16 protein-coding genes are annotated in these 15,540 nt (G+C 67.2%); 5 read left to right on the forward strand and 11 right to left on the reverse strand.

Annotated features, from left to right (window positions below; genetic code table 11):
- Positions 1 to 202 precede the first annotated feature (202 nt).
- From ACQHI0_RS24700 to mftA, 5 genes are all read right to left on the reverse strand, one after another.
- Positions 203 to 1,567, reverse strand: coding sequence for a GAF domain-containing protein (locus tag ACQHI0_RS24700; RefSeq protein WP_427904194.1), 1,365 nt, complete (start codon positions 1,565 to 1,567; stop codon positions 203 to 205).
- A 105-nt stretch (positions 1,568 to 1,672) separates the two neighbouring features.
- Positions 1,673 to 3,067, reverse strand: a complete 1,395-nt coding sequence (mftG, locus tag ACQHI0_RS24705; protein ID WP_427904195.1) for a mycofactocin dehydrogenase MftG — start codon at positions 3,065 to 3,067, stop codon at positions 1,673 to 1,675.
- A 10-nt stretch (positions 3,068 to 3,077) separates the two neighbouring features.
- Positions 3,078 to 4,475 (reverse strand): mycofactocin biosynthesis glycosyltransferase MftF, encoded by a 1,398-nt coding sequence (gene mftF, locus ACQHI0_RS24710; RefSeq protein ID WP_427904196.1) that lies wholly within the window; start codon positions 4,473 to 4,475, stop codon positions 3,078 to 3,080.
- 141 nt (positions 4,476 to 4,616) lie between these two features.
- Positions 4,617 to 6,092, reverse strand: coding sequence for a mycofactocin radical SAM maturase (mftC, locus tag ACQHI0_RS24715; protein ID WP_427909285.1), 1,476 nt, complete (start codon positions 6,090 to 6,092; stop codon positions 4,617 to 4,619).
- Between the two features lie 2 nt (positions 6,093 to 6,094).
- Entirely contained in the window at positions 6,095 to 6,199 is a 105-nt protein-coding gene (gene mftA / locus ACQHI0_RS24720) for a mycofactocin precursor MftA (RefSeq protein ID WP_427904197.1), read from the reverse strand.
- A gap of 185 nt (positions 6,200 to 6,384) precedes the next feature.
- On the opposite strand from mftA, the gene mftR2 reads away from it, so the two are divergent.
- On the forward strand, positions 6,385 to 7,017 hold the full coding sequence (gene mftR2 / locus ACQHI0_RS24725) for a mycofactocin system transcriptional regulator MftR2 (RefSeq protein WP_427904198.1): 633 nt from the start codon (positions 6,385 to 6,387) through the stop codon (positions 7,015 to 7,017).
- A 47-nt stretch (positions 7,018 to 7,064) separates the two neighbouring features.
- Positions 7,065 to 8,120, forward strand: a complete 1,056-nt coding sequence (locus tag ACQHI0_RS24730; protein WP_427904199.1) for a 2Fe-2S iron-sulfur cluster-binding protein — start codon at positions 7,065 to 7,067, stop codon at positions 8,118 to 8,120.
- Here ACQHI0_RS24730 and ACQHI0_RS24735 read toward each other — a convergent pair.
- The 3 genes from ACQHI0_RS24735 to ACQHI0_RS24745 form a co-directional block, all read right to left on the reverse strand.
- Positions 8,117 to 8,890, reverse strand: coding sequence for a DNA alkylation repair protein (locus ACQHI0_RS24735; RefSeq protein ID WP_427904200.1), 774 nt, complete (start codon positions 8,888 to 8,890; stop codon positions 8,117 to 8,119). The two genes, ACQHI0_RS24730 and ACQHI0_RS24735, sit on opposite strands and share 4 nt — an antisense overlap.
- Positions 8,891 to 8,969: 79 nt before the next feature.
- On the reverse strand, positions 8,970 to 9,734 hold the full coding sequence (locus ACQHI0_RS24740) for a glutamate racemase (RefSeq protein WP_427904201.1): 765 nt from the start codon (positions 9,732 to 9,734) through the stop codon (positions 8,970 to 8,972).
- A 128-nt stretch (positions 9,735 to 9,862) separates the two neighbouring features.
- On the reverse strand, positions 9,863 to 11,062 hold the full coding sequence (locus tag ACQHI0_RS24745; protein ID WP_427904202.1) for an NAD(P)/FAD-dependent oxidoreductase: 1,200 nt from the start codon (positions 11,060 to 11,062) through the stop codon (positions 9,863 to 9,865).
- A 218-nt stretch (positions 11,063 to 11,280) separates the two neighbouring features.
- Here ACQHI0_RS24745 and ACQHI0_RS24750 point away from each other — a divergent pair, with 218 nt between their 5' ends.
- The 3 genes from ACQHI0_RS24750 to ACQHI0_RS24760 are packed head-to-tail and all read left to right on the forward strand — an operon-like array spanning position 11,281 to position 13,143.
- Positions 11,281 to 11,637, forward strand: coding sequence for an SPW repeat domain-containing protein (locus tag ACQHI0_RS24750; RefSeq protein ID WP_427904203.1), 357 nt, complete (start codon positions 11,281 to 11,283; stop codon positions 11,635 to 11,637).
- A complete protein-coding gene (locus ACQHI0_RS24755; RefSeq protein ID WP_427904204.1) occupies positions 11,637 to 12,254 on the forward strand; it encodes a TetR/AcrR family transcriptional regulator in 618 nt (205 codons plus the stop codon). The genes ACQHI0_RS24750 and ACQHI0_RS24755 overlap by 1 nt, the downstream gene beginning before the upstream one ends.
- A 55-nt stretch (positions 12,255 to 12,309) precedes the next feature.
- Complete coding sequence (locus ACQHI0_RS24760) at positions 12,310 to 13,143, forward strand: class I SAM-dependent methyltransferase (RefSeq protein WP_427904205.1); 834 nt, start codon at positions 12,310 to 12,312, stop codon at positions 13,141 to 13,143.
- A gap of 102 nt (positions 13,144 to 13,245) precedes the next feature.
- Here ACQHI0_RS24760 and ACQHI0_RS24765 read toward each other — a convergent pair whose 3' ends face one another.
- From ACQHI0_RS24765 to ACQHI0_RS24775, 3 genes are all read right to left on the reverse strand, one after another.
- A complete protein-coding gene (locus ACQHI0_RS24765) occupies positions 13,246 to 13,644 on the reverse strand; it encodes a TA system VapC family ribonuclease toxin (RefSeq protein WP_427904206.1) in 399 nt (132 codons plus the stop codon).
- Entirely contained in the window at positions 13,641 to 13,874 is a 234-nt protein-coding gene (locus ACQHI0_RS24770) for an antitoxin (RefSeq protein ID WP_427904207.1), read from the reverse strand. The genes ACQHI0_RS24765 and ACQHI0_RS24770 overlap by 4 nt, the downstream gene beginning before the upstream one ends.
- 88 nt (positions 13,875 to 13,962) lie before the next feature.
- On the reverse strand, positions 13,963 to 15,486 hold the full coding sequence (locus tag ACQHI0_RS24775; RefSeq protein ID WP_427904208.1) for an MFS transporter: 1,524 nt from the start codon (positions 15,484 to 15,486) through the stop codon (positions 13,963 to 13,965).
- Between the last annotated feature and the right edge of the window lie 54 nt (positions 15,487 to 15,540).

A 15,540-nucleotide genomic window follows, 5' to 3' on the forward strand; every position in this document is an offset into this window, starting at 1 on the left:
GGCTGTGTCAGTTACATCACATGGGTACCTGTCCATGCAGTGCCGACAGTAGGCGCAAAATTAATAAAAAGAACCTTTTTCCGCTAAAAAAGTCGGTCGATCGTCCAGTCTGTACCGGCGAGTAGGCATGACCGTGACACGGGTGCGTACTCCAACACTTCGGTCATCCGAATGTGAGCCATCACACCTTCAGACCGGGACACTATGAGCCGAAACGTTGCATCTGCGTTGCATCGGCGCCGATCCGCCGGTCGAGCACCCGGATCTTGGCTTCTATCTGCGCATACAGCGGCGAATCACGATCGACCGTGGCCCGGTACGCGGCCCACGCGGCGGCATCGTCACGCCCCTCCGGGCAGGACGTCCATCGGCGCAGCACGGCGGCATCGGGGGCGGCGAGCACGGCGGTCCGCAAGCGAACCCGGAGCTCGTCGCGGATATCGCAGATGCCGGGAGCGGACGACCGCGGCAGCACCGGACCGGCGTACAAGCGCAATGCGGATGCGGTATCACCGGAGTCGAGCGCGGCCCGGAGCTCCTCCACATCGGTTGCGACATGCACGCGTAGACGGTATGGACGCGAACCGACGACCGAGGCCCCGATCACCGACCGCAGCCGCGACATCGCGGCGCGGATCGTGCCGTTGTCGAGATCGGTGTCGTCGAGCAGCAGCGCGAGATGATCGGCGCCAAGACCCTCGGGATGTTCGGTGAGCAAGAGCAGAATCTCGGCATGCCGTTGCGAGAGCGACACCCGCTCCCCCGCGATGCTCAACTGAGGTTGACCCAGACCCAAGACATCGAGGCCGAGCGTGGCCGGTTCGCCACCGTCGCGGTTCGCCGGAGCCGGTGCGGCGATGCCGTGGCTCGCGCGCATCGCCCGCAGCACGAGGTCCATTTCGGCGGCGGTCGCGGCGGCTTTGACCAAAGCGAGGATTTCCGGCTTGGCCACCCGCATCCCGCCGGCAATCATCAAAACGCCGATCAGACGGCCGTCCGGCTCGTGCACGGGGGCCGCGGCGCCGGTGATCTGGTGCATGCGATGCAGGAAATGTTCGGGTCCGTGAATCCAGGTGGCGCGGCCGGTGCGCACGACGAGGCCGACGGCATTGGTGCCGATCCGGCGCTCGCTGAGATCGTCGCCCTCGCGCAGGCCGATCTCGGCGGCGGCGGCGAGCTGTTCGGGGTGACCGGCCACCGTGAGCACCCGGCCGAATTGGTCGGCCACGGTCACGATCAAGCCGGCCTGCGCCGCGTCCTGGACCAGCAGTTTGTCGATCAGCGGCATGAGCGCGGCGAGGGGATGGGCATCCCGATAACGCTCCAGATCGGCACCGCGCAGCCCGCGACCGTCGATGACGTCCGTCGGGTCGACTCCGCCGCGCACACTGCGCAGCCATGATTCGAGGACGAGCGGACGTAGTAGGCCGGCCAGCTGGGTCAGCTGTTCACCACCGGCACTGAGATATCCATGGGCCTGTGCGGCATAGGCTTCCAGAGCTCCGAGCTGTGCGCCCGACTCCGGTGCCTGCCGTGGGGGCCTCCCACCTGCAAGATTGCTGACCATTTGCCTTTCTTTCCCGCTACAAACTGTACCGGGCAGTTATCGGGCAAAACGGCATAAGTCGGGGTTTGTCCCGCAGGTCACATCATGGTATTTATCGACACTTCGTCACACGACCATATGGTCCGCTATTGCCGCGGCGAGCATCACAGTGGTGGCCTGTGGGCCACGGCGCAACGGGACCGGAACGATCGACAGATCGGCGACTGTCAGGGCTTCGATGCCATGCACGCGGCCGTTTTCGTCGACCACCGCTCGCTCGTCGTGGGCTGGGCCCATGCGGCAGGTACCGGAAAGATGTTGGGAGGTGCCGAGGTTGGCGTGTAGCCAGCGGTCGTCGACGGGGCCGATTCGTCGACCGTAGAGGTCCGCGGTGAGTGCTACTCCGGCGCGCAGACGGGCTCGGTCCTTTTCGCTCCGCAGGTAGCGCTGGTCGATGCGCGCCGGGACGGTGGGATCTGTCGAGACCAATGTCAGCTCGCCGGCCGACTCGGGCCGCATCAGGGCGACCCCGACTCGGCGAAGACCCGGCGTGAACATCGGGGTGTACGGCCGGACTTCCAGGTCGTCGATTTCGAGGACATATTCGAGCGGGACGGCGGGCTCGCCGGGATCGCCTGCGGGGAATTCGACGCCGATCTCGGGGTGATCGGTGCACCAGGCGCCGACCGGAGCGGGCACCACGATCGGCACACCGAGCGAGCGCAGCAGCGGTTCGGGACCGATTCCGGACCGGATCAGCAGTGCGGCCGACTCGATCGCGCCCGCGCACAACACCACCTCATCGGCGTACGCCGTCCCGCGTTCTCGGCCGCGCGCCCACTCCACCCCGATCGCCCGAGTACCTCGCAGCAGCAGCCGGGTCACCATCGTGTCGCCGGTGACGGTCAGATCGGTTCTGTGGAGTGCGGGAAGAAGATGGGTGATCGCGGGCCCCGCGCGGCGATCTCGCGATATCGCCAACGGCACGCGCCCGAATCCGGCATCGGTATCGCCGGTGGGGGTGTTGAGGTCAGGGATTGCGGCGAATCCCGCCGCCGTGCACCGCTGCGCGAATTCGGCACTGAACCCGGTGGGATCACTGGTTCGGGAGATCGGGATCGGTCCGCCGACGCCGTGGCCGGGCTCCTTGCCGAAATCCTCGTCGTCTTCGAGGTCGCAGAAGACGGGCACAACCGCGTCGAACGACCAGCGCGGACCTGCCACCGCACGCCATGCGGCGAAGTCCGCGGCGGGTGGGCGGACGAAGTAGCTGCCGTTGATCGCACCGGAACCACCGATCAGCCTGCCGCGCACCAGGTTTGCCTGGTACCGCCAGATCAGCCGCGACTCGGGACCGACCGGGAGATGGCTCGGGTCGAGCAGTTCGACAGGCAACTCGCCCATCGTCGGGAAGGCCGGCCCGGCTTCGAACACGCGCACCGAACGCCCCGGGTCCGCGCTGAGCCGGGCGGCGAGCACGCAGCCCGCCGACCCGGCTCCGACGATGAGAGTGCTCGTCACGCAGTTGTATTCAGCGAGGTGGCACGCTCGGCTTGAGCGCCTCGAAACTGCGCGCCCGGATGACGCCGAGCCACAGGCCCGTGCCGTAGGCGACGTCGTCGAGTCGCTTGTAGGCCACGTAGCGCACGGGGTCGAGGCCGCCGGAGTCGCGGTGGGTGAACCAGTCGGCGAGGCCGTCGGCCAGTGCCATCGTGATGGCGATCCTGCGGATGCGGCTCGAGGCGATCACCGCTAGGAGCGTCACCGGCCAATAGTCGCGGCACATCGCCGAAGCCAGTCGCCACATGCCGGCGAAGTAGCCGCGGGCCAGGTAGACCGCGGCGATCCTGGTCGGATTGTCGAGTTCGGTGAAGACCCGGCGCAGGCGAACCAGCGCGGTGGCGAGGGTGACGAGGCCACCGAGTAGACCCCATCTGGACAGGGTCGCGAACAGCAGACTGGCCAGCACGGTCCAGGTCGGTACCGACAGCGGCGAGACCAAGCCCGAGTGTCGTTTTCCGAGCGGTGCGGCGCCGGTGCCGTAGAACAGCTTTCGCCCGAACCAGGCGCGGAAGGCCACTCGATGATCGTGGGCGACGTGCGCGGCGGGCTCGTAGCGCAACCGCCAGCCGGCGCGCTCGAGCCGCCAGCACAGGTCGACATCCTCGGCCACCTGCATGGATTCGTCGAATCCGCCCTCGCCGAGCAGCGCCACGCGCCTGGCCAGCAGCGCCGCGCTCGGCACATACGACACGATGCCGCGCGCGTGCACCGCCGACTCGCGGCGGCCGAGGTCGAGCGAGGAGCGGGTGTGTTCGTAGCGGGCGAGCGCGTTGGATTCGGAGTCGAGGGCGACGATGCGCGGCGCGACCAGCGCGACCTGCGGATCACTGAAGTGCCCGAGCATGACCTCGAGCCACCCGCTGCGGGGCACCACGTCGGAGTCGAGGAACGCGACGAAGCCCGTTGTCGCCGCCTGTAATCCGGCATTGCGGGCAGCCGCGGGACCGAGCGGACTCTCGTGCCGGATCACCGATACCTGACCACGACCGGATCGGGGCGGGATGCGGACCGGATCGTCGGAACCGTCGTCGACGACGATCACATTGTGCCCGCGCAGCACCGCCAGCAGACGTAAGAGTCCGTCGGCGTTGTTGTACAGCGGGATGACGACGGTGACGTCGTCGAGGGACGGTTCGAGCCGCGGGCGCGGGTTGGCCACGCCGGAATCGAGCAGTCGGCGCGCGACGATCGCGGACTTGGTGTCGGTCACCTCCAGGTATCCGTCGCCGATCAACTCGGCGGCCTCCGGGGCCAAGCGCAGCATCCGTGCGGGCGATCCTCCGATCAGGATCCGACCCCCGGAAAATGCGCGTACCCGTGGATCGATCCGTACCCCGAAGCCGTCGGGCAGACGATCATGGCGCATTCCTCGCATGCTATTCGCAGTTGGCCCCGCAGACATCATCACCCCACAAAAAAGGACCAAAGTCTGTCCGAAATACCGCTGTGACCGGTTGCCGGACGCGTCAACAAGATCGGCAGCGCACTTCCGGCAACCGGGATCGGTTTATCCGAGCGGACTCTCGTTGCACGCCTTGGCCGGTGGGCGCTTCACCGTCAACGGCAACGACACCCTGGCCCGGCTGCGCACCGGACGCGAGTGGTCGACGGCGGGGCGCGGAATGGTGCGCCCCGGTGCCGTCAGCGCCGCTTCGCCGTAGCCCTGCACGCACTCCGGATCAGGCCCGTTGGCGGGCAGGCCGGTGAAGAACTTGGCCGCCATGCAGCCGCCACGACAGGAGTCGTAGTGCGAGCACTTGGTGCACGCGCCACCGTCGACCGGTTCGCGCAGCTCGGCGAAGAGCGCCGAGTCGGTCCAGACCGCCTCGAAACCACCGTCGGCGACGATGTTTCCGGCCTTGAAGCGGTCGTGGATGGCGAAGGGGCAGGCGTAGACGTCGCCGACCGGGTCGACCAGGCAGACCACCCGACCCGCACCGCACATGTTCAAACCCGGTAGGGCCGAGCCGAATGCGGACAGGTGGAAGAACGAGTCACCGGTCAGGACGCCCTCGCCGTTGGCCACGAGCCAGTCGTAGAGCTCGCGCTGCTGTTCGGGCAGCGGGTGCAGTTCGTCCCACACGTCCGCGCCACGGCCCGAGGGACGAAGGCGGGTGAGTCGCAAGGTGGCGCCGTACTTGTCGGCGATGGCCTTGAACTCGTCGAGCTGGGAGATGTTGTGGCGGGTGGCCACGACCGAGAGCTTCGCGTCCTTGAATCCCGCCGCGGACAGGTTCGACAAGGCCTTGATCGCGGTGTCGTAGGAGCCGGGGCCGCGCACGGCATCGTTGACCGCGGCGTCGGCGCCGTCGAGGGAGATCTGCACGTCGACGTAGTCGCTGGCCGCCAAGCGCGCGGCGACCTCTTCATTGATGCGAACGCCGTTGGTGGAGAACTTGACCCCCACATTGTGCGCGGTGGCGTAGTCGACCAGTTCCCAGAAGTCCGGGCGCACAGTCGGCTCGCCGCCGCCGATATTGACGTAGAAGATCTGCATGCGCTCGAACTCGTCGATCAGCGCCTTGCACTGCTCAGTGCTCAGTTCGTTCGGGTCGCGGCGGCCCGACGAGGACAAGCAGTGCACGCACGACAGGTTGCAGGCGTAGGTGAGTTCCCAGGTGAGGCAGATCGGTGCGGCCAGGCCGGATTCGAAACGGTCGATCAGCCTGCCGCCCTGGGTCGCGTCACCGGCGGCCAAGGCTTGCGGAGCCGTGGTGACCGGGCCGGGCGATGCCACGATCATGTCGGTGTCGGCCAGCTGCGCGAGCGCCGCGACGTGCGCGTCGGAGGCGTCGATGCCCTTGGCACGCAGTGCGTCGCGCACGGAGGAGTGCGCGGGCAGCGACCGGACCACGTCGACGAGGTCGCGGCTCTTGAGGAACGAGAGCTTGCGGGTCCCGAAGTGGTACAGCAGCGCGCCGAAGGACTCCGGGCGCAACGAGACCCGTGGGTGCAGCGTCCAACGGGTGTCGAGATCCAGCATGGTCAGTACACGCCGCACATGCCGTCGATGCTGACCTCTTCGATCAGCGTCTCGGTGACCAGGTTCTCGTCGGATTCGACGGTCGCAGGCGTGGTGTTCTCAGGCATGACTACCTCCATTGTGTTGCCGGTCACCTCGAACCTTAACGTCAGTGACTGCCATAAAGGGCGGAATCGGAAAATCTTTCTCTGTGCACACCCCACCCCCATCGGCTGCGAACCCCTCTAGACTTCCGGAGGCAGGGATGGGAAATGGGCTGATGGCCCGGCGGCAGCAGAGGTGAGGCAGAGGCTTGCGTAACCATGGTGGGGCGGGCGCTAGTTCGACACTGTCCGAGGCAGAGATCGTCGACGCGGCACTCAAGGTGGTGCGCGAGGACGGAGTCGAGAAACTTTCGATGCGGCGGCTCTCGCGCGAGCTCGGGGTGTCACCGATGGCGCCGTACTACTACGTGGCAGACAAGCGTGAACTGCTCGATCTCGTCGCCAGTGCCGCGCTGGTCGGGGTGCGTAAGCCGCCGCGCGAGTCCGGTCCGTGGCAGGAGCGCCTGCGCGATCTGATCGATCAGATAGACGATAAACTGCGCACGCATCCCGGCCTGGGCGACATCCTGCTCGAGCAGATGCTCGGTAAGCAGCTCGACCTGATCGACGCCGTGATGGAGATCCTGTTCGACGCGGGCTTCAACGACCGCAACGTGCTGGCCGCCTACGCGACCATCCACACCTACCTGTTCGGCCGCAGCAGAGTGAACCCGCGCGATCGTTCCGCGCCGGCGGACGTACTGCTGCCCGAGGCGGTGGCCCGAGCCACGAAGTACATGTCCGACCTGCGCGGGAAGTACTCCTACGACTTCGGGATGGAGGTTCTGGTCGCCGGACTCGAGGCGCAGCTTGCCCTGCAGGCGCGTCCCGGCCTAGCATGAAACTGAAACACGTTCTAGTTTTGGCTAGTTCTGCTCGAGAGGAAGACATGACCACAGTCGAGGTTCCGCACGGCTCGCGCTCGGTGGTGCTGCGAGTAGCCGCGGTGATCGCCGAAACGGCCGATACCAACTCCGTGGTCTTCGAGGTGCCCGCCGAACTCCGCGAGCGCTTCGCCTACTCCCCCGGCCAGTTCCTGACGCTGCGCATCCCGAGCGAGCAGACCGGCTCGGTCGCCCGCTGCTACTCGCTCGCCAGCTCGCCGTTCACCGACGATCTGCCGAAGGTGACCGTCAAGCGCACCGTGGACGGGTACGGCTCGAACTGGCTGTGCGACAACATCGCCGCTGGTGACGAGGTCGAGGTGCTGCCGCCGTCGGGTGTGTTCACGCCGAAGAACCTCGACGAGGACATGCTGCTGTTCGGCGCGGGTAGCGGGATCACCCCGGTGATGTCGATTCTGAAGTCGGCGCTGTCGCAGGGCTCGGGCAAGGTCGTGCTGGTCTACGCCAACCGCGACGCGAACTCGGTGATCTTCGCCGACGAACTCCGCGATCTCGTCGGCAAGCATCCCCAGCGGCTCACCGTCATCCACTGGCTCGAACCGCTGCTCGGCCTGCCGACCGCCGACATGCTGGCCACGCTGGTCCGGCCCTACACCGCCTACGAGGCGTTCATGTGCGGGCCGAAGCCGTTCATGGACCTGGTGCACGACGCGCTGGCCGCGCTCGAGGTGCCGCGCAACCGCACCCACGCCGAGGTGTTCAACTCCCTGGCCGGTGATCCGTTCGCCGATCACGCGCCGGTCGAGGTGTCCGAGGCCGAAGCGGCCGACGCCGCGACGGTCGAGGTGGAGCTCGACGGGCAGGTGCACGAGATGTCGTGGCCACGCAAGCAGACGCTGGTCGACATCATGCTCGACAAGGGCCTCGACGTGCCCTACTCCTGCCAGGAGGGCGAGTGCGGGTCGTGTGCCTGCACGGTGCTGGAAGGCAAAGTGGAGATGGCCAATGCGGAGATCCTGGATCCCGAGGACATCGAGAACGGGTACATCCTCGGCTGCCAGGCACGGCCGGTGACCGACCACCTGCGGATTCAGTTCTAGCGCATGGCGCGGTAGGCGGCGCGTTGTTCGGGGTCGAGATGCTCGGTCGCGTAACTCAAAGCGGTGCGGCCCAATTCGGGTGCGTTGGCATTGAGGAAATCGGTGAGCGCGGCCGGGTCGACGCGCTTGCCGACCTCGCGCAGCATCCAGCCGAGCGCCTTCTGGATGAGATCTCGGCGGTCTTCTTTGAGAATTTCGCCGAGCTCGAGGGTGGTGCTCGGGTCGCCCGCCTTGATGAAGGCGAAGGTGGAGAGCAGGGCTACTCTGCGCTCCCAGAGTGAATCCTGTTGGGCCAGTTCGAAAAGCAGGGCACGGTCCCGGTCGAGGAGCCATGGGCCGATGATGTTCTCGGCGGAGGCGTCGACCAGGTCCCAGTTGTTGACCCGGCCGCGTCGGACAGCCGCCAGGTAGAGGTCGACCATCTCCTTGCGGGCCGTGTCGTCGAGTGTGCGCGGTTTCGATGCCGCGGCGAAGCGGGCGTTGAGGATGAACAGGGCGGCCAGGCGTTCCTCGTGGAGGGGGCTGTCGAGGAGTTCGTCGATCTGCGAAAGCGGCAGCGTGGGGAACTGTTTCGCGACTTTCCTGGTGGCGGGGACGCGGATGCCGAGGAAGATGTCGCCCTCGCCGTATTCGCCGGGACCGGTCTTGAAGAAGCGTTGCAGGTGATGCGCGTCAGTGGGGTTCGCCAGGTCGGCGAGGGCCTTGCGCACCTGTGCAGCGGTGGGGATCTCGGACACACGCACCTCCGGGTCGGCGGATTCCCTCCGCATTCAACACTGCCGCGGTGACAGGTAGGCGCAGGCTTTCGCCGCGGCGCCGTCGCGATCGGATCGGACGGCTACGCGCCGATCAAGCCGGACGTGCGCCGAGGAGTCGGCCCGACTCGAATGTCGCTGCGCCGGAGGGTAATTCGCCCGGCCGCCCGCTCGTGTGGACAGCGACGGTGCCGGTCCCGGTGGTGGGTCGGCCGAGTTCGTCCATCTTGCGGACGGTCTGAGCGGCGACGGCTTGGGCGCTGTCGAAAAGGCGCACACCGTCGGGCAGGGCGGCGACGATGGCATCGACGACCAGCGGGTAGTGGGTGCAGCCCAGCACCACGCCCTCGACGTCCGCCGGGGTGCGCGCGGCCGAATCGGCGATCGACTCGCGGATCGCCGCGATGTCACCGCGGTCGATCGCATCTGCCAGCCCATGGCAGGCGACCCCGACGATCTTCGCGTCACCGCCGAACCGGGCGATCAGATCGGCCTGGTAGCGGCTGGCGGTCGTCGCCGCCGTGGCCCACACCGCCACCGAATTACATTGTGCGGCAGCAGGTTTGATCGCGGGAACGGTGCCGATCACCGGCACCGAATCCCCCACCTCGGCCCGCACATGGTCCAACGCGGTGACACTGGCGGTATTGCACGGCAACACGATCACCTCGGCCCCCGCCTCGATCGCCTGCCGCGCCGCACCGACAACCCGCTCGACCACCCACTGCTCGGGCTTGGGCCCCCACGGCGCACCATCGGGGTCCAGCAGCAGCAACAGGTCGACATCGGGCCGCAGCTTGCGCAACCACGAAGCCGTAGGCAACAGGCCGAGGCCGGAATCGATGAGTGCGACGATCACAGCATCCACCGTATTACACGCCCGCAGCGCGACCACCATTAGCGCACACGGTCAGATGATCACCAGGCCATGCGGGATTTTCGCGCCTGGGCGATGCCTCCGTGCAGGCCTGGTGATCCAGCGGTTCGTCAGCTGGTGACGGTGAGGAGATCGGCGACAGGGGTGGGGGTGGCCAGCTTGGCGCGGAGCTTCATCACCTGGCCGGTCAGGCCCGCACCGAGGACGGCGGTGAGGATGCCGTCGCGGGAGTAGTAGGCGAGGAACTTGCGGCCGTCGTCGGTGACCACGGTGACGTCGTCGTCGGGTGAGGGGGTGCCGAGGGCCTGGATCTTGATGTCGTACTGGTCGCTCCAGAAGTACGGGACGCGCGCCATAGTGGGGGGTGCGCCGCCGAGGAGGGCGGTGACCAGGAGTTTCGCCTGCTCGCCCGCGCTGGTCCAGTGTTCTACGCGCTTGCGGACGCCGGTGTCGTGCTGCCAGGCGGCGACGTCGCCGACGGCCCAGACGTGGTCGGCGTTCGTCCGGCCCACCTCGTCGGCGAGCACGCCGCCGCCCGCGGATCGGTCGGCCAGTTCGATGCCGGAGTCGGCCAGCCAATCGGTGACGGGAACCGAGCCGACGCCGACGACGACCAGGTCGGCGTCGATTTCGGTGCCGTCGGTGCAGACCGCGCCGCGCACCCGGCCGGAATCGTCGGCGCGCAGGGTGTCGACGCCGACGCCGCAGCGCACGTCGACGCCTTCATCGCGGTGCATGCGCGCCACCAGGCGCCCGATCTGCTCGCCGAGGACCGAGGCGAGCGGGGTCGGCTGCGGTTCGATGAGGGTCACCTCGACCCCGGCGGCACGGAAGCTGGCGGCGAGTTCACAGCCGATGAAGCCGGCGCCGACGACCAGGGCGCGATTCGCACCGTCGAGTTCGGCGCGCAGGGATTCGGCATCCTCGTGCGCACGCAGCACGTGCACGCCCGACACGGCGGGCAGGCCGGGCAGCCTGCGCGGGCGCAGGCCGGTCGCGATGATCAGCTGGTCGTAGGCGAGCGTGCCGCCGTCGGCCAGGGCGATGGTGCGCGCGGCGGTGTCGACGCCGGTCACCGCGGTCCCGAGGCGCAGCTCGATGTTCTTGTCCGCGAAGAACTCCGGCGGCCGAAGGGTCGTGTCGTCGGTCTCACCGCGCACGAACTGCTTCGACAGCGGCGGACGGTCGTAGGGCGGGCGCGTCTCGTCGCCGAGCAGCACCACCTCGCCCTCGTATCCGGCCCGACGCAGTTCCTCGGCCGTGCGCAGGCCTGCCAGACCCGCTCCGACGATCACGATGGGCGCGCTCATGTTGTGTCCTCTCGGTCTGCCCGGTCACCGACCGCGCAGGCCATGTTCTGCTGTGTCGCGGACCACTACGGCCCCCAGATGTTTGTACCAGTGCGCCGGGTCACCTGTGACACCCACGTCGCAACACAACCGTGCCGGTTCCGGTATCGACCGGGCGGTCAATCAGGAGTAGACCGAGGTCAGAGGTATTTTTCGGCTCAACGAGGAGGCATTTCCCCATGTTCACCAACAGTCGCGCACAGGATTTTCTAGCCGTCGTGCTCGGCGCATTCACCGCACTGTCGCCCCTGTGGCTCGACACCAGCGACAACGCCCGCTGGACTCTCATCGTGCTCGGCGCGCTCATCGCCGCGACCGGTCTGATCCAGATGGCAAGGGACGACCTGATCGTCGCGGACTACGCGATGGGCGTATTCGGCGTGCTGCTGTTCATCTCGCCGTGGGTCATGGACTTCACCGCGTTCAGCGGCGCATCCTGGACCGCATGGGTGGTCGGAGTGGTGACGGCGGTGGTGGCGGTCGCCGCACTGCCCGCGATGAACCAGCGCCTGCACAACATGGCTCCGCATCACTGATGCCGGGCCGACGCGTCGGGCGCCGCAACGCGAAACGCGATGGCGACGCCCGGCAACTCATCCTGGATGCCGCCGAAACCCTGTTCGCCGCACAGGGATTCGACGCAACACCGACCGCGGCCGTCGCCGCGGCCGCCGAGGTACCGAAAGGACTTGTCTTCTACTACTTCCCCACCAAGAACGCGATCCTGTCCGCGCTCATGCGCGAACGCGTCCCGCAACACCCGCTCGACGACCTCACCGCCGTGGTCACCCCCGGCGATCCGGCCGCCAGCCTGATCAACCTCGACACCGCGATCAACCTGCGCGACCATCATTCCTCGGTCCTGCGGGTGATCATGTGGCGCGAGGCCGACACCCACCCCGACGTGCGCCGCACCCTGCGCACCCTGCGTGACCAGCTGCTCGACATCACCGCCCGCGTCCTACAGGCCAGCACCCCGGTCCCCGTCCGCCCCGGCACACTCCACGCCTGCGCCGCCGCCTGGGTCTCCGCCATGTTCGCGATCGCCAGCACCGACCGCCTGCACGCCCTCGACGGACTACCCGTTCCCACCGCGGACGAACTGCTGAACGTCGCCCAGGTCGTCGCAGCGGGGATGACACAGCTCGGCTGAGCGCGTCGCCGCGAACACAAATGTGCCGACATCGAAATGGAATTGGATTCGAATCATGAGGGCAGTTGACGAGATACACGCGGGCGAAGACTTTTACCGGCGAACCCACAACCAAATGCCAGGGGCTACGAGCCGATACGTACGGGCGAACCCACTACCCGACGGACGATCCAGCTACCAGTTCCTGGCCGACCAGGTTCCCGACGCTCGGCAAGTACTCGACCTCGGCTGTGGAGACGGCTCGCTGCTGGCAGTCCTGGCCCGTAGTGGTGCGACCGGCCTTGCCGGCATCGACCTGGCCGACGGAGAGCTCGTCACCGCGAGGAACCGGCCGGAGTTGGCTGGTGCGGATTTGCGACAAGGACGCGCCCAAGAGCTTCCGTTCGAGGACAACGCATTCGACACTGTGGTTTCCCACATGGCATTGATGCTGATGGCAGATGTCGAACAGGTACTAGCCGAGGCCGCGCGCGTGTTGAAACCGGAAGGTCAGCTCGCGATCTCTGTCGGGCTGCGCCCTGCACCCGGAAGCGGACGCGCATTGTTCCTGAAGCTGGCGCGACCGGTGCTCTTCGCCGCAGTGCAGCAGCAGGAGTCGATGCCCGCTCTTGGCGACCGCCGCACACGCACTCGCGAGGGATTGAATGAGCTGGTCGAAGCCGCTGGGTTCCAGGCCGTCAGCTGGACCGAGGTCAGCCCCGGCACCAACGCGACGCCGGCTCAAATGTGGCAGTCTGCCGTTGACTCCTATTACGAAGTCACTTTCGTCGACACTCGGCAACTCCAGAATCTTCGGGAAGAATTCCTCAGACAGGCTTCGCAGCTGGCTGAGGAAGGACCACTCCCCTACGGTGCCCGCATGGCGATCGCCACGACTCAGCTCGGATGACCCCGACCTCCGTGAGCAAACCTGCGCCTTCTTAGGTCGACCCCGGCCATTACGTCCTGATCGGCCGGGGCTGACTCGGTCACAAGCGAATTCGGCTCTCCCTCAGACAGCCTCGACGAGATCGGCAATGTCAGGGTGAGCCGCGGCCAAACCCTTGTCGAACGTGATCAGCCGCCCCTGGTTCGAGCGTGCGAGCGCCGCGAGGTACGCGTCGGTCACTTGACGATGTCCGATCACGCCCCCCATTTCGACCCGAGCAAAGGAGATCGAATCCGGCCAGAACTCATGCCGCTTGTGCCCCGAAAGGCCGTCGAGCGCTTTCAACGCGGCACCGGAGGTCAGCCCTTCACGCAGAAGTAGCCGTACGAGGCTGCCTTGGGTGATCGGGCAGGTCGCGAAGTTGACCGACGAACCAGCGAACCACGCCTCTGCCGCATCATGATGCGAATGATCAGTCACCACAAGAGCGATCAGCACATTGGCATCGAGCAGTGCAGTCACTCGTCCTCCAGCGAACGAACGTCCTCCGAGGTGACGACCTTTCCCAGCGTGATCGCCGGGAGCCCGGTCAGCTCGCTCTCGGAAACCGCGGCCTGACCACCCTGACCCCCTTGATTGAGGCCGCGGCGAACGAGCAGGGCAACGGTTTGATTGAAGCTGCGGCGTGAGTCACGCGCAATGGCCATCGCCTGAGCATGCAGGTCGTCGGGAAGGTCGATTGTGGTGCGCATACCAGCGAGAATACCATCATTGCATCATGATGCATATGTCCACCATGGCCATCTGCAGCGGAACGCGGCTGAGTGCGGACTCGGTCCGTCAGCTTCGGATGTCCGCCGGGGGTCGTCGGTGCGATGCGGGCTCGGTTGGCACCGCATTCGATTTGTCCGCGGCGAGCGCCTCGCTGCGGAGCACGCGGATGGCCACGGCGCCGAGGACGCCGTGCAGGATGGCCGCGGTGACGGCGACGACGTGCAATCCGCTGACGAAGGCGCTGCGGGCGTCGTCGAGTACGGCGGAGGCGAGACCTGGCAGGTTCAGGGTTTCGCCGAGGGTGGGGGCGAGGTCGGGGCCGTCGATGCGGAAGAGGGCGGCGGCCAGCGAGCCGAACAGGGCGATGCCGAGTGCGTTGCCGAGTTCGTTGCCGGTTTCGGCGAGTGCGGCGGCGGAGCCCGCGCGTTCGGCGGGGACCGCGGCGACGGCGATGTCGGCGACCACGCTGAACGAGATGCCGTAGCCGATGCCCGCGACCGCGGTCGCCGCGATGTACCAGCCGATTCCGTCACCGGTGCCGGTCGGCAACAGCAGCAGCAGTCCTGCGGCGATCGTGAAGTGGGCGGTGATCAGGGCAGCCGCGCGGCCGATACGGGCGACGACGGCCGGGGTGACGACGGCGGCCACCGTGAGAACGAGCGCGCCGGGGACCGCCAGTAGCGCGGCGTCGGCGATGGACAGGCCGAGGACCGATTGCAGGTAGGTCGCCGCCAGGTACGCGGTTGCCGACCAGGCGGCCAGTGGCAGGAACCCGGTGATGATCGCGATGGTGAAGACCGGGTTGCGGAACAAGGTGAAGTCGATGAGCGGGTTGTCGATGCGCGCCTGCCTGCGGCCGAACACCGAGAGCAGCGCCACACCGGCCAGTCCGAGAACCAGCGTTGCGAACGAAACACCCTCGGCGGCAACATGCTTCACGGCATACATGGTCAGCAGCAGTCCGGCAGCCGAGGTGAGCACGCTGGCGATATCGACGCCGGCACCGCCGCTCGCGCGCACCTCACCGAGCAGGATCGGCGCCAGCACCAGGAACACCAGCACCACGGGCACGTTGATCAGCAGTACCGACCCCCACCAGAAATGGCTCAACAGCTGACCGGCGACGATCGGGCCGATCGCGAAACCCGCGGCGAACGTGGCGGCGAAGATACCGATGGCCTGGGCGCGCCTGCGTGGGTCGGTGAACAGGGTGCCGAGCACAGCGAGCGCCGACGGCAACAGCGTCGCACCGGCCACGCCCATCAGGACACGGAAGGCGATCAGCAGCTCGGGGCTCGTGGCGAAGGCGGCACCCACCGAGCCGAGGCCGAACATCGCCGCGCCGATCATCAACAGGCGTTTGCGGCCGTAGCGGTCGCCGATGGTGCCGAACGCGATCAGCAAGGAGCCGACCGCGAAGCCGTAGCTGTCCAGGATCCAGAGGGATTGGTCGGCCGAGGGTGCGAGCGCGCCGGTGATGGCGGGCATCGCCAAGAACAGCACCGAGCCGTCCATCGCGACGAGCAGGACGGGGCCGAGTACCACCAGCAGGCCGAGCCAGGACCGCAGCTCGGAATTGATTCGATTCATGTCACCCACCCTGCGATCGGGCGCGGACGACAACCAGACCCCTGACGTGGGTAC

This window comes from Nocardia sp. FBN12, from assembly GCF_050320175.1.
In the GTDB taxonomy this organism is placed as follows: domain Bacteria; phylum Actinomycetota; class Actinomycetes; order Mycobacteriales; family Mycobacteriaceae; genus Nocardia.

Excerpts from the sequence above, each read along its gene's own strand:
- ACQHI0_RS24700 (WP_427904194.1), bottom strand. The coding sequence starts at position 1,567 with ATGGTCAGCAATCTTGCAGGTGGGAGGCCCCCACGGCAGGCACCGGAG.
- mftF (WP_427904196.1), bottom strand. The coding sequence starts at position 4,475 with ATGCGCCATGATCGTCTGCCCGACGGCTTCGGGGTACGGATCGATCCA.
- mftC (WP_427909285.1), bottom strand. The coding sequence starts at position 6,092 with ATGCTGGATCTCGACACCCGTTGGACGCTGCACCCACGGGTCTCGTTG.
- mftA (WP_427904197.1), bottom strand. The coding sequence starts at position 6,199 with ATGCCTGAGAACACCACGCCTGCGACCGTCGAATCCGACGAGAACCTG.
- ACQHI0_RS24730 (WP_427904199.1), top strand. The coding sequence starts at position 7,065 with ATGACCACAGTCGAGGTTCCGCACGGCTCGCGCTCGGTGGTGCTGCGA.
- ACQHI0_RS24735 (WP_427904200.1), bottom strand. The coding sequence starts at position 8,890 with ATGCGGAGGGAATCCGCCGACCCGGAGGTGCGTGTGTCCGAGATCCCC.
- ACQHI0_RS24745 (WP_427904202.1), bottom strand. The coding sequence starts at position 11,062 with ATGAGCGCGCCCATCGTGATCGTCGGAGCGGGTCTGGCAGGCCTGCGC.
- ACQHI0_RS24750 (WP_427904203.1), top strand. The coding sequence starts at position 11,281 with ATGTTCACCAACAGTCGCGCACAGGATTTTCTAGCCGTCGTGCTCGGC.
- ACQHI0_RS24755 (WP_427904204.1), top strand. The coding sequence starts at position 11,637 with ATGCCGGGCCGACGCGTCGGGCGCCGCAACGCGAAACGCGATGGCGAC.
- ACQHI0_RS24760 (WP_427904205.1), top strand. The coding sequence starts at position 12,310 with ATGAGGGCAGTTGACGAGATACACGCGGGCGAAGACTTTTACCGGCGA.
- ACQHI0_RS24770 (WP_427904207.1), bottom strand. The coding sequence starts at position 13,874 with ATGCGCACCACAATCGACCTTCCCGACGACCTGCATGCTCAGGCGATG.
- ACQHI0_RS24775 (WP_427904208.1), bottom strand. The coding sequence starts at position 15,486 with ATGAATCGAATCAATTCCGAGCTGCGGTCCTGGCTCGGCCTGCTGGTG.